Raw genomic sequence first — 13533 nt, forward strand, 5'->3', positions numbered from 1 at the left:
ATTTGTACCGCTGATCCTTATGGATACACAGGTGTGTAGCCGAGGCCAAGGGTTTCCTCCCATCCCATCATCAAATTAAGGTTCTGTATTGCCTGACCTGCCGCACCTTTTACAACGTTATCAATGACGGAGACTATGGTCACCCGCCCTGTACGGGCATCTGTCGCAAATCCGATATCACAATAATTAGAGCCGCTAACTTCTTTTGTCGCTGGAATCACACCTACATCGCGCACCCGCACATAAGGTCTGCCCGCATAATATTCACGATATAAATTCACAAAATCCTGCTCCGTATAATTGCCCGTCATTCCTGCATACATCGTACTCATAATACCTCGGCTCATAGGCACGAGATGTGTGGTGAACGTTACGGTTACCTTTTCTCCAGCAATCTCCGTGAGCGTCTGCTCGATTTCTGGTATATGTTGATGTTTATTTATTTTATAAGTTTTTAAGTTCTCGTTTATCTCTGCATAATGCACCATCAGGCTCGTTCCGCGTCCTGCTCCGGTAACCCCGGATTTGGCATCAATAATAATACTGTCATGCTTAATCCAGCCTGCCTGAATCGCAGGAATTAGTCCAAGAAGTGTAGCCGTAGGATAACAACCTGGATTAGATATAAAATCAACCCCAGCCACACGCTCTCCGAACACCTCGCAAAGTCCGTACACAGCTTGTTCCAGGTACTCATCAGCAGGAGCTGTATGTTTGTACCAGTGCTCATACTCTGCGCCATCCTTCAATCGGAAATCACCGGATAGATCTACGACCTTAAGTCCAACTTCCAGCAGCTGCGGCACCAGCTTTGCACTTACACCAGACGGCGTAGCCGTAAAAACCACATCCGCCCGCTCAGCCATCTGCGCCGGATCAACGCCATCCAGCCTTCGGTCAATAATGCCCGTCAAATGAGGAAACCCTTCCTCTATCGCATCCCCTGCACTAGATGAGGAAATTACCGAAGTAATCTCTACTTTAGGATGACTTTGTAGTAACCGAATCAGCTCTACGCCTCCATAACCCGTTGATCCAACAATCGCCGCCCTCAGCTTGCCTTCCACTGTCATCCCCACTTCCTGCTTATCATGAATATATTATTTAATATAATGCATACCGTCTTAGAAATATGTATTATTATACATCCCTATTAATATAAATACAACATAATATGTGAACTTTATTCATCCTAAATATAACCTCATTTAGAAAAAAAGAGAAGCGTCACCTCCCCTGTAGGAGAGATTACGCTTCTCTTTTAAATCCTTCGCCTAACACTTCATGTGCTTCGGTAATAATAACAAATGCACTTGTATCTACGGATTGGACAATCGCCTTTAGCCTTGATACTTCATTCTGACCTACCACAACCATCAGAACAGTACGTGCATCGCCAGTGTACCCGCCATGTGCGTCCAGCTTTGTCAGACCACGATCCAGATCATTTAATATCGCCGCAGATATTTCATCTGTTTTGTCCGAGATAATATAAGCAACCTTCGTATAACGGAAGCCTACCTCTATTGCATTAATGGCCTTACCTGTAACAAACAATCCGATCAGCGCATACAGCGCTTGCTCCATGCCGAGTATAAATGCAGCCAGCACAATAACCGTCCCGTCCAGCAACACAACGGAAACCGAGAAGCTAAGACCAGATATCTTTTGAATGATCTGCGCCAAAATCGTAAGTCCACCTGTTGAGCCCCGTCCGCGGAACACAACGCCAAGTCCCACCCCCACACAGATACCGCCATAAATGGAGGCTAAAAGTGGATTGGTTGTCGGTGTAGGCAAATCTTTTGTCAACAAGATAAATAGCGGCAACACAAAGCTCCCGAGCAACGAGCGAACGCCGTATTGTTTACCCAGGAAGATTACTCCGAGCACAAACAGTGGGATATTAAGTGCCCATTGCGTAAATGCCGGTTCAGCCCCAAACCAAGCTTCAGCCAATACTGAAAGACCCGATACACCACCAGAAGCTATATGATTAGGCAGAAAAAAAAGATTAAACCCCAGTGCCGTGATTAGCGAACCGATCAGAATAAGCGTTGTATCCACCACATGACGGACGGGTCCATTCAGCGGAATCAGCGGGGGTTTATTACGAGAATTGATTTTTTGCATTTCATGGCGCTCCTTAAAGTGTCATCTTGCTCTACGTAAGAAGAAACGGCTATTCCATTCATATCAAAGAATGGTATCCGTTTCCCCTAAAAAAAATATAAAGATAAAGTATGGAGTAACCTTATACTTTCCTATATTCCCGAAAAAATCCCTTAATCCGCCTCAACCTTGATCTGGCTACGCAAGTACCCATCAATGAATGCGTCCAGGTCTCCGTCCATTACTGCACCCACATTACCCGTTTCCACGGAAGTACGATGATCCTTGACCATGTTATACGGATGGAATACATAGGAACGAATCTGACTGCCCCAAGCGATTTCGGATTGCTCGCCGCGAATCTCATCCAATTGCTGCTGCTGCTCTTGCAGCTTGCGTTCATAGAGCTTGGAACGCAGCATTTTCATGGCTTGTTCCCGGTTCTTGATCTGTGAACGTTCGTTCTGGCAGGTTACCACTACGCCCGACGGCAAGTGAGTAATCCGTACCGCAGAGTCCGTGGTATTGATATGCTGTCCACCGGCACCACTCGCGCGATACGTATCGATCTTAAGATCCTCGGTGCGGATCTCAACTTCAACATCATCCGTAATTTCCGGAACGACATCACAGGACACAAAAGAGGTGTGCCGTCTGCCAGAAGAGTCAAACGGGGATATCCGCACCAGTCGGTGTACACCCTTTTCGGCTTTCAAATATCCGTAGACGTTGAAACCCTTGATGAGCAGTGTAACACTCTTAATCCCTGCTTCATCACCCGGTAAATAATCAAGCACTTCAACCTTAAATCCACGTTTCTCAGCCCAACGTGTGTACATACGCAGCAACATCTGTCCCCAGTCTTGGGATTCTGTTCCGCCTGCACCCGGATGAAGCTCAAGAATAGCATTTAACTTGTCGTACGGTTGGTTAAGCAGCAATTGCAGCTCGAATTCATCCACTTTACCGCCTAGGCTGCGGATCGTCTCTCCGATTTCTGTTGCCAGATCCTCATCGCCCTCTTCATCCGCAAGCTCTGCCATCATCGCAGCATCATCGTATTCCTGTTGAAGCTTCTCGTATTGATCTACGGAAGATTTCACAGCGTTCATCTCAGCGATTACACTCTGCGCTTGCTCACTATTATCCCAGAATCCTGGAGCCGCCATTTTCTCTTCAAAGTTAGAAATCATCTCTTGCTTAAGATCTAAGTCAAAGAGACCCCCTAAGGTCAGTTAGTTTCTTGCCTATTTCACGCAGATCCTGCTTTACATTTGGTTCTATCATAGGTCACTTCACCTTTCAAAATGGGTTGTTACGGTCTTCGCTCTATTGGATAGTTAGTGAATGAGTGAATGTTCAGCCATTCCGAGAAGGATTGGACTTCCGATCGCTGTTGTTTCCAGATTCCTTGAATAGATAACCGCATCGCGGTTGGAATCTCGAAACAAAGGCGAACACTCCGTTTCTACAGTTCCAAACCTTCTCTCCATTCCAAATTCACTCAAGTGCTAAAGATCCAAAAAAGCGACTGGGCCGTAAACGGGGGATACCCCCGGGCCCAGCCGCTCTTTATGGTTAGTATACCCATAGAGATCAGGGTTAAAGACTTACATCTTCAACACCTGAATATGAGCGCTACTAAACGTTTGTCTTATGCGTTTTGACCGTGGCAATTCTTGTACTTCTTACCGCTTCCGCAAGGGCAAAGATCATTACGGCCAGTCACAGCCTCAACATGAACCGGACGTTTCTCAACAGGTTCGCTGTTTGTAGAGATCTTGTCTTCATCAATAACGGATTGACGTTCCTGATTCGCCTCGATGTGAGCCTTCATAATATAAGTAGCTACTTCTTCTTGAATCGTAGCAGTCATAGTATTAAACATCTCAAAGCCTTCGAATTGATATTCGCGAAGTGGATCCGTACCACCGTAAGCACGCAAGTGAATCCCTTGACGCAATTGATCCATTGCATCAATATGATCCATCCATTTGCTATCTACGGAACGAAGCACGATTACCTTCTCGAATTCACGTACGAGTTCTGAACCCAGACGTTCTTCACGTGCAGCATATTTCTCAAGCACACGTTCGAAAATGAACTCGATGATTTCCTCTGCTTCCTTGCCCCATAGAATATCACGGGTCAAAGCACCTTCTTCAAGCAGCTTGCTGTTTACGTAATCAGCAACTTCTTGCAGTTCCCAGTTCTCAGGAATATCATCGCTACAGTGTGCTAGAACGATACGCTCAATTACAGGCTTGATCATTTCAAGCACGATATCTTTAATATTATCGGACTCCAGAATCTCACGGCGTTGTTTATAAATAATTTCACGCTGTTGATTCATCACGTCATCATATTGCAATACGACTTTACGGATATCAAAGTTATTACCTTCAACACGTTTCTGAGCAGATTCTACAGCACGCGTGATCATGCGGCTCTCAATCGGCTGATCTTCCTCGAATCCGAGACGATCCATCATAGTCAGAACGTTGTCAGCACCAAAACGCTTCATGAGCTCATCGCCAAGCGACAAGTAGAATTGTGTAGAACCAGGGTCACCTTGACGACCCGCACGACCGCGCAGCTGGTTATCAATCCGGCGCGATTCATGACGCTCTGTACCAATGATATGCAGACCTCCAAGATCTGTCACACCTTCACCCAGAACGATGTCCGTACCACGTCCAGCCATGTTGGTAGCAATCGTAACTGTACCTGGCTGACCTGCATGGGTAATGATTTCTGCTTCCGCAGCGTGATGCTTCGCGTTAAGCACTTGGTGTCTAACACCTTTGCGCTTCAGCATTTCAGAAACGAGCTCTGAATTCTCGATCGACACTGTACCGACCAGTACAGGCTGGTTCTTTTTGTGACGTTCTACAATTTCTTCCACGACAGCCTTGAACTTACCATTCTCACTCTTGTAGACCACATCTGGCATATCTACACGCTGATTTGGTTTGTTCGTAGGGACTTGAAGAACTTCAAGACCATAAATCTTCTTGAACTCCTCTTCCTCAGTCTTCGCTGTACCTGTCATACCACCGAGTTTACGATACATACGGAAGTAGTTCTGGAATGTGATCGTTGCAAGAGTCATACTTTCATTCTGTACTTCAATTTCTTCCTTCGCTTCAATCGCTTGGTGCAATCCATCGCTATAGCGACGTCCTGACATTAAACGTCCTGTGAATTCATCGACAATAACGACCTCACCCTCGTTTACAACGTAATCTACGTCACGACGCATAATTACGTTTGCTTTCAGGGCTTGGACGATATGGTGATTCAAGGTCACATGACTGTGATCATACAAGTTCTCAATACCAAAAGCGCGCTCAGCAGTAGCCACACCTTTTTCAGTCAAGGCTACAGACTTCACCTTAATATCAACTGTGTAGTCTTCTTCAGCCTTAAGCTTTTTCACGAAACGGTCTGCTGAAAAATACAATTCTGTAGACTTCTCAGCTTGTCCGGAAATAATAAGAGGTGTACGTGCTTCATCAATAAGAATAGAGTCCACTTCATCAATAATACAGAAATACAGAGGGCGCTGAACCATTTGCTCTTTATAAAGCACCATGTTGTCACGCAAATAATCAAAACCAAATTCGTTGTTTGTGCCATACGTAATATCGCAGGCATAAGCAGCTTGTTTATCAGCATGGTCCATACCGCTTAGGTTAACCCCAACCGTCATGCCCAGGAAGTTATAGATTTGTGCCATTTGTGCGCTGTCGCGCTGAGCCAAATAGTCATTAACCGTTACTACGTGTACGCCTTTACCTAGCAAAGCATTCAAATACACTGGCAATGTACCTACTAGTGTCTTACCTTCACCAGTTTTCATCTCGGAGATTCGGCCTTCATGCAGAGCCATACCACCAATTAACTGCACATCAAAATGCCGCATACCAAGTGTCCGCTTGGAAGCTTCACGTACGGTTGCAAATGCCTCAGGAAGAATTTCTTCCAAAGTTTCGCCTTTTTCAATACGGGCACGGAATTCTGCTGTCTTAGCTTGTAACTGTTCATCAGATAGCTTTACAAATTCCGGTTCCAATCCATTAATTACATCGACTGTCTTCATGAGACGTTTAACGTCACGATCGTTGGTGTCTCCGAATATTTTCTTTACAAGTCCTAGCATGGTTAACCCCTTTCATGCAACACAGATGGTGGAACCGAGCCCATCCTAACAAAATTGAAAGGGCCATTTATAAATTCGATTCCGCTGCTTCATAAATTGTAACAGTTTGTAAGAGATGCCGCAATACAAGGTGTATCAGCCACATTTTTCAAATATAGTCGCTTATACGCACAAGAGCCCTATTCGCTGAAAGCGAATAGGGGCTCGGTTTAAATTTCTTAGGTTCTGACTAACTCTCGAGGCCCTTTATACTTAGAGCATAACTGGCATCATTGTATCTTAGCCCTGTTCAATCAGTCCATATTTACCATCATCACGTTTGTAAACTACGCTTACTTCCGAGGTGTCGATATTGGAAAACACAAAGAAATTATGTCCTACCATGTTCATTTGAAGAATCGCTTCTTCTACATCCATCGGTTTCATTGTAAAGCGTTTGTTCCGCACAACTTCTAAATCATCATAATCTTGTTCTTCTACAGCAACAGCGGTACTAGCTCCATCCACAAACAGCGTCTTCAGTCCCTCTTGACGGAACTTACGATTGATCTTCGTTTTGTGTTTGCGAATTTGACGTTCTAGCTTGTCCACAACGGCATCTATGGAAGCATACATGTCATCGCTGCGATCTTCCGCACGAAGCGTCACGCCAGCAAGCGGAATGGTTACTTCCACCGTATGAAGGCCGCGAACTACGCCAAGCGTCACAGACCCTTCAGAGGTAGGGGGTGCTTCGAAATACTTCTCAAGTTTGCTGAGCTTCTTATCAACATACTCTCTCAAAGCGTCGGTCACGTCAATTTGTTGACCTCGAATGGTGAATTGCATGGCCACTCCTCCTTTAGTTACACCTTCATTATACCAAATTGTTAAGGCTAAGTAAAAAGTAATTCCTTACAGCCCTTACAATTAGATAACAAATATTGTCGTAGTGTTCACAAATAAAACAAGTCCGGTAAGAGCAACTATTCGCCTCACCGGACCAAGAGTAAACCTGACGTTATTATAGTACGAATTCCATTCTTATATTCCCAAACTGAGACAGTATAAGATTAAGTTACTTGGTATGAATTTGAATGATTTCTACAGGTGACAATTGTGTACCTGTTCCTTTAATAACGTATACCTTATAGGCAGTATTGGCTGTCAATCCAGTCAATGTATGCGTATATTTTACACCAGGAGCGAACGTAAGTGTGTTCGTCCATGGAGCAGTCAATGCTGTACCCGCACTATTCTGCCCTAAAGAAATTTGTGTTGCGCTAGGTGCTTTTTCATTTGCCGGCAATACTACATATCTTACCGGTGTTGGAGTGCCACCAGTCACGCCATATTTAACATACACATCTGCTGTAACTGTACCTACTTGTCCTGGTTCAAAAAGCGTAATCGAGTTTGCTGTTGCCTGAGCAGTAGTTAATCGAACTGTTGTTACAGTAGACAGATTGCCAGATGCATCCGCTGCTACGATATATGTTGCATATTCCGTCCCAGGATTCAATCCGTAAACCGAGAATGTAACCGTTGTGTTGGCTACAGTTGCAACACTACCATGTTGTTCGCTTGCAGTTCCATTGCTGATCTGTCCTTTTTCTACCTGCAATGCACTCGGTGCACTTACGTTAGCAGTATAAGGAGCTACAACATAGTACACTGAGCCAGTTACGGAAGATGTCAGGTATACATCGGCTGTTACCGAACCAACGTTACCATAGGTTGCCCCACTTACGGTTGGTGTTGTGACATTTCCGTCACCACCGTTACCGCCGCCAGATCCACCACCTGTACTACCACCTGGAGTAGCTGTTGGCGTTGGCGTAGCGGTTGGTGTCGGAGTAGCCGTTGGCGTTGGGGTAGGAACTACTCCACCACCTGTGCCGCTACCTGGGTAATAGATGACTGAGGTGTTGATGATACCTACAGCCTCTGCACGTGTTAACGATCTCTTAGGACCGAAGGTTCCATCCGGATAACCGTTAATAATCTTCTTATCCGCTGCAGCGGCTACTGCACCTTTTGCCCATGCTGCAATTTGTGCGTTGTCTTTAAATTTGCTAGTAGTGCTATTGGTGCTCAATTTAAGTAATTTCGCAGCCATTACTGCTGCCTCTTGTCTTGTGAGCGGACTATTAGGACGGAACGTATTGTCCTCGTATCCTCCGATATAGCCAGCTTCCACGGCTTTAGCCACTTCACTGTAGTTCCAGTTTGTGCTTTTCATATCTTTAAAGCTTACAGTGGCTTTTTCTTTAAAACCGAACAGGCGATTTACCAGAGTCACATACTCTCCACGTGTAATTGCCTTGTTTGGTTTAACTGTACCGTCTGGGTATCCTCCAAGGTATCCACTATCTAGCCATTCCTGTAGCTGAGCTTGGGCCCAGTGACCTTGAATATCCTTAGGTACGGAGGCGGCAGATACGCTGCCAAGAGATCCTAATAACATACTAACTCCTAAAACTCCGGTCATAAGACCGCGCAACTTCTTTTTCATCCTGCTAATCATCCTCCTAAAAGTTTTGATAGCGTAGGCTATATGAATCTCTTCTTGGAAGTATTGGCCTAGGCTAACATAGTGTGCGTCGAGGTAAGATAAACAGCTCAACGTATACCTATTACCCACATTTCGAAGAGTTCTAACATTTTCCATATTATAAATTTACAAAGTACGCTATTTTCTTTCTATTAACAGCCTTGATAGAGGCTTTTGAGAGCACAAATTATCCCCACAAAGTGGAGCTTTACTTCGATGTATACTCAGGTACTTTGCGGGGGCCCCAAGCACACAAAAAAAGGACCTTGGGAGAAATCCCAAGATCCTTGCTAGCGCTGTCTAAATTGCTAACCATCTACTTATATGTAGGTCGGCTTAGCCGTATGATTATAATTTGATTACGTTAGCTGCTTGTGGTCCGCGTGCACCTTCAACGATATCGAACTCTACGGATTGGCCTTCATCCAAAGTTTTGAAACCATCTGTTTGAATCGCGGAAAAGTGTACGAATACGTCGCCACCGTCTGCAGTCTCGATAAAACCATAACCTTTTTCTGCGTTAAACCATTTTACTTTACCTTCCATTGATTAAACATTCCCTTCGTCATCAGATGAACGTGAGTCTTGCTCACAAATCGACTATACCACCGTAACTTCTTCATTGTCAATTGGAAAAGTAAATGTTTACATGCAATAATTTACCACGTAAAATAGGACGTTTAATTTACCATAATCAAGAAATAGCTGCGGCGTAAGGATCAAAAAAAGAGCAGACGGTATTTAATACCCGTCTACTCCTATAGTGAAACACCGATAAAATTATTTTTTGCGATCCATAAGAAAGCTGTCTGGGGTGTAGGCGGCCTCGTAGGCACTGCGCTGTGCTTTGGCCTGTTCTCTCTGTTGAAGCCAATTCGCTGCCTCATTCTTAAGTTGTTGCATTCTTTGGATTATCATAGGATCGGCCTTCAGCAACTCTAGTATCTGATTCTGCTGGACTTCACCAATCGACTGTTTTCTTATTTCTTGTTCGAGCTGATCTATCAAAATTTGACGTTGTTCGACGAAATCATCTAATTCTTCATATGAACAATTTTCTAGTCTATTAATAATATCTTGAGTAATCTTATTTAATTCTAAGATACAATTATCCATGTGCCTTCTCGTGTGCTGGTGCCAGCTTTGACGCCTCCAACCAAGTTACGCGAAACTCAGTCAAATACTGTAACGCCTCTTCTGCAGGTACCTTGTCTTTCTTCACATTTGCCTGAATCAACAAATGATTTATATATTCATATAGATCATACAAGCTCTTGGATATGTCATAGGTCGGGTCCAGTGTCGACATCAATTCACTAACAATCGCCTGGGCCTTGCCCAAATTAATGTTTGTCTTTTGAAAATCAACTGTATCAATGCCCTCCATACCCGCCCTTACAAATCTAATCGCTCCATCAAACAACATTATTAGTAACTGTGAGGGGGTCGATGTTTTTACCGATGATTGACGGTATTTTTCATAAGGAGAATTTATCATTTATGTCACCCTTTACTTCATATTAACTCGATAACAGACTAGTTAAACTTGAGGACTGAGAGTTATATTTATTCATCGCCGTTTCCATGGCAGTGAATTGTTTGTAATATCTGGTTTCCAAATCGTTTAATCGATCCTGTAAATTACTAATTCGTGTGTTATAATCTTTCAACAATCGCCCCATAACACTTTCAGTTTTATATACACTTTTTACATCTGTAGAATATTTTGATGTACCTGCCTTTAACACAATTTTATCCAAAGCCTTATCCGCTGCATTAGATACCGCACCGTATATCCCGCCAGTTGTATCAATCGCTGAACCTCGGAATAAATCATTCACCTTTTGCGGATTAGTTAATATAGCTTGTTTAAGTTTATCTTCAGCTACGTATAATTTACCATTTTCAAAATATTGCCCTGTAGTTATCCCAATCGAACTAAGATCGCCTAGTTTTGATGTTATTGCAGAGCGAAGATCCGAAATGGCCGTTGATAGAATAGAGTCATTTTTAAGCAAGCCACTCTTTGCTTTCTCCTCCCACAACTCAATATCCTTATCCGTCATAGCAGCCTTCTGTTCATCCGTCAAAGGAGTATAAGCTCTATACTTTTCCTCCCCTATTTTATTTGCCATTAAGCTTATAAGGTCATTGTATGTTTCGACAAATGCTTTGATGGTTTCAATAGACTTATCAGGGCTTGTCTGAGTAGAAATCGTTGAGACACCACCAGTAATATCGCTTTTAGCTAGGAGTGTAAGTTCTACCCCATTTATTGTTAGCGTGTTAGAGGTTGAAGTATATTCTTCTTCCACTCCGGATGTTTTCACTTTAATTAATGCATCAGCTGCACCATGGTATGAACTAGCGTCGTTCCGATCCATCTTCATTAAGTCTAAAAAGGAACCACTCAACTTATCATTTTCAATAACATTGTCAGTACCATATTTGTTGGCCTTAATCGACAACTTTCCACTAACTTCATCGAAAACCGCAGTTACGTTTGCCGAACTGTTATTAATTCTAGCCATAGCTGTTGAAATGGTATCCTCTGATGTAAAGGTAATTGTCTCTCCCCCGTCAACAACCAACTTAAGAGGAGAAGTTGCACTACTAACCAGGTCACTTAGTAGAGTATTAAGTGTAGCTTTACCTGTGCCAGTAGACGCCGTAAGTTTAGTAGTTGAATCTAAGGATGACTTAGATGCAACCTTCTCCACACTAACCGACATTTCAACACCATTAGCAAGCGCAGTAGCCTCCGCCCGAACTGCAGATGTATTTCCTGAAACTATTGCTTTCTGAGCATTCATTTGGGAAGAAGTATTCCATTTAATTAATTTATTCATCTTTAAATCAACTAGCTTAGCATTAAATTCTCGATAGCTGTCCCTCTGCCATCCCAATATTGTTTTCTGTTGATTAAGTTTATCTAGCGGTTGCCGTTTTGCTGTCATCATGTCTTTGACAATTTTGTCAACATCTATTCCAGAAGAAAATCCACTTACTCTCATAGCTTTTCATACAGCTCCTCTCTATACACGTTCATCAATTAGAATTCCTGCTATCTCCATCATACTGGCTACCAAATCAAGCGTTTTTTCGGGGGGGACCTCACGAATCAATTCACCGGTTTCTTTATTCATAACTTTTACCATTAGGGCGTGAGTTTTCTCATGAATGCTTATTTCCAAGGAAGTTGTTGGCCCCTCTAACGCTTTAACAGCGCGGGCAATACTCCGAAGGAGTTGTTCTTCACCTATTGGAATTTTGGCCCCTTGTCTTTCCATAGTAATCAGATCCGAGGCACTATTTGCTTTCGTTCTCTCGTTGTTATCTTTCTTATTAGTAGTCTCGTAATTCAGATTACTGTTAGTCCGGTCTATCGATTTGGCTGATAGAGAAAACTGGACATCCATTATCAAAACCTCCACGAAAACTAGTATTTAGTTTATATATCGGCATATAACCAAACTTATTATAGTTATTTTTAGAATAACCGCCTGACTTCCAGTAGTATTTATATGAAAATCCTTAAACGGGATATTTTTCAAAGATATATAAAAAAGTAAAAAAAACGGACCAAATTTACTAGTCCACTTTTTCTAAGAACTATTTTTCTAGTACAATACTGCATATCCTATCTACATCTTGAAGTTCTAATTCTGCGTAGAGTGGCAGAGTAAGAATTCTGTCAGCAACGAATTGTGCAACAGGTGTTTCATTAGAACTGAATCTTCCGTTATAACACTCAAAGGAATTAGTGAGCGGATAGAAATACTTACGTGCTATTATTTGTTCCTTTTCAAGAGCAGCATGCACTTCATCACGAGTTTTTCCAAATTCACTTTCTTTAAACAGAACAGGGAGATAAGCATAATTTGAAACTACTCCCTCCTGTGCCTGCAGTAGTTCTATCCCCGGAACATCAAGGAGCCAATCTTTATACCGTTCAACTATTTCTTCTCTTTTTTTTATGTTCTCATTAATATATCGAATATTACAAATTCCCATTGCAGCAGAGAACTCATTCATTTTCCCATTACCTCCAGCAAAGATAACACTTTCTGGAGAAGTAATGCCAAAATTTTTAATCTGATAGAGCTGGCTTTTATATTGTTCATTAGCGAAAGTTATAGCTCCTCCTTCAATGGAATTAAAGACCTTAGTGGCATGAAAACTAAACATCGACATATCACCAAAACCTCCAATGCCTTGACCATTAAGAGAAACTCCAAAAGCATGAGCTGCATCATAAATAACTTTTAAGTTATATTTCTTTGCAATTCTATCAATCTCATAAACATCACACACATTTCCGTAGACATGGACTGGTACAATTGCAGTCGTCTTCTCCGTAATCAGAGATTCTATTTTCGTAACATCCATTGTATAATCCTTGGGAGATATATCACAAAACACTGGAGTTAAACCTTTCCGTGTGATAGCGTGAGTTGTTGAGACAAATGTAAAAGGTGTCGTGATTACTTCTCCAGTTAATCTTAGCACTTCAAAAGCCATCTCAAGTGCCAAATGACCATTTGTAAAAAGAGAAACATGGGGTACGCCTAAATATGCTTCTAATTCTTTCTCAAATTGACTATGCTTCTCGCCCATATTTGTAAGCCACTTTGTTTCCCATATAGATCTAATCTCATCTATATACTCTTCAAAAGGCGGTAATGAGGATTTAGTTACGTTAATTGGCATAGAGCACCTCAATTAA

The 13533-nt window shown here is 42.6% G+C and carries 12 protein-coding genes; all 12 read right to left on the reverse strand.

Translation table 11 applies throughout. The features are described from left to right. Positions 1-17 precede the first annotated feature (17 nt). The 12 genes from argC to MKY99_RS28195 all read right to left on the reverse strand — a co-directional run bounded on the left by argC (position 18) and on the right by MKY99_RS28195 (position 13517). Positions 18-1067: an N-acetyl-gamma-glutamyl-phosphate reductase gene (gene argC / locus MKY99_RS28140; protein WP_218640883.1), complete on the reverse strand. Its 1050-nt coding sequence runs from the start codon at positions 1065-1067 to the stop codon at positions 18-20. A 181-nt stretch (positions 1068-1248) separates the two neighbouring features. Continuing rightward, positions 1249-2133 carry a YitT family protein gene (locus MKY99_RS28145; RefSeq protein ID WP_042131326.1) on the reverse strand — a complete coding sequence of 295 codons (885 nt, stop codon included), beginning with the start codon at positions 2131-2133 and terminating at the stop codon, positions 1249-1251. A gap of 152 nt (positions 2134-2285) precedes the next feature. Then, positions 2286-3399, reverse strand: a protein-coding gene (gene prfB / locus MKY99_RS28150; RefSeq protein WP_339267529.1) for a peptide chain release factor 2 whose coding sequence is annotated in 2 segments (ribosomal slippage) — positions 2286-3326 and positions 3328-3399 — 1113 coding nt in all. Because the reading frame shifts where the segments join, the coding sequence is not laid out codon by codon here. Between the two features lie 367 nt (positions 3400-3766). Then, complete coding sequence (secA, locus tag MKY99_RS28155) at positions 3767-6274, reverse strand: preprotein translocase subunit SecA (protein WP_076297896.1); 2508 nt, start codon at positions 6272-6274, stop codon at positions 3767-3769. Positions 6275-6553: 279 nt separating this feature from the next. Then, on the reverse strand, positions 6554-7102 hold the full coding sequence (gene raiA, locus MKY99_RS28160; RefSeq protein WP_042131328.1) for a ribosome-associated translation inhibitor RaiA: 549 nt from the start codon (positions 7100-7102) through the stop codon (positions 6554-6556). A gap of 229 nt (positions 7103-7331) precedes the next feature. Then, positions 7332-8768 carry an S-layer homology domain-containing protein gene (locus MKY99_RS28165; protein WP_339267531.1) on the reverse strand — a complete coding sequence of 479 codons (1437 nt, stop codon included), beginning with the start codon at positions 8766-8768 and terminating at the stop codon, positions 7332-7334. A gap of 387 nt (positions 8769-9155) precedes the next feature. After that, the gene (locus MKY99_RS28170; RefSeq protein ID WP_019915069.1) at positions 9156-9353 is read right to left on the reverse strand and encodes a cold shock domain-containing protein; all 198 of its coding nucleotides are present in this window, start codon (positions 9351-9353) and stop codon (positions 9156-9158) included. Positions 9354-9587: 234 nt separating this feature from the next. Next, positions 9588-9923: a hypothetical protein gene (locus MKY99_RS28175; protein WP_339267533.1), complete on the reverse strand. Its 336-nt coding sequence runs from the start codon at positions 9921-9923 to the stop codon at positions 9588-9590. Further along, positions 9916-10305 (reverse strand): flagellar export chaperone FliS, encoded by a 390-nt coding sequence (gene fliS / locus MKY99_RS28180; RefSeq protein ID WP_339267535.1) that lies wholly within the window; start codon positions 10303-10305, stop codon positions 9916-9918. Before fliS ends, MKY99_RS28175 begins: the two co-directional genes overlap by 8 nt. Positions 10306-10327: 22 nt before the next feature. Beyond that, positions 10328-11821 carry a flagellar filament capping protein FliD gene (fliD, locus tag MKY99_RS28185; RefSeq protein WP_339267537.1) on the reverse strand — a complete coding sequence of 498 codons (1494 nt, stop codon included), beginning with the start codon at positions 11819-11821 and terminating at the stop codon, positions 10328-10330. Between the two features lie 21 nt (positions 11822-11842). Beyond that, positions 11843-12226, reverse strand: a complete 384-nt coding sequence (locus MKY99_RS28190; protein WP_339267539.1) for a flagellar protein FlaG — start codon at positions 12224-12226, stop codon at positions 11843-11845. A 193-nt stretch (positions 12227-12419) separates the two neighbouring features. After that, a complete protein-coding gene (locus MKY99_RS28195; RefSeq protein ID WP_339267541.1) occupies positions 12420-13517 on the reverse strand; it encodes a DegT/DnrJ/EryC1/StrS family aminotransferase in 1098 nt (365 codons plus the stop codon). Between the last annotated feature and the right edge of the window lie 16 nt (positions 13518-13533).

This window comes from Paenibacillus sp. FSL R5-0470, assembly GCF_037975205.1.
GTDB lineage: Bacteria > Bacillota > Bacilli > Paenibacillales > Paenibacillaceae > Paenibacillus_AQ.